The organism is Vibrio sp. OPT20, from assembly GCF_963889365.1.
GTDB lineage: Bacteria > Pseudomonadota > Gammaproteobacteria > Enterobacterales > Vibrionaceae > Vibrio > Vibrio splendidus.
Window position 1 is genome coordinate 1 of the sequence record NZ_CAWPOA010000022.1, and the last position, 294, is coordinate 294.

Sequence of the window (294 nt, forward strand, 5' to 3'; positions counted from 1 at the left end):
GGGCGATTAGCTCAGTTGGGAGAGCACCTGCCTTACAAGCAGGGGGTCACTGGTTCGAGCCCGGTATCGCCCACCATTCTCTAAAAATTCTTGGTTATCTTCATATCCAAACCACTTCTTTTGTCGTTGGTTGGTATGTTTGACCCTGAGAGTCTTTAGAAAATGTGAATTTTAGAACACTGGTTCTTAAAGTCTCATGCTCTTTAACAATTTGGAAAGCTGACTGATTGATTACTTACGAGTAATTCAATCAAATTTAAAAGTTCTCAATGTTTATCTTTCATTAGATAAACA

The 294-nt window shown here is 38.8% G+C and carries 1 tRNA gene; it reads left to right on the plus strand.

Features of this window, described 5'->3' with window-relative positions:
- Nucleotides 1-76, plus strand: a tRNA-Val gene (locus AACR09_RS00975).
- Nucleotides 77-294 lie beyond the last annotated feature (218 nt).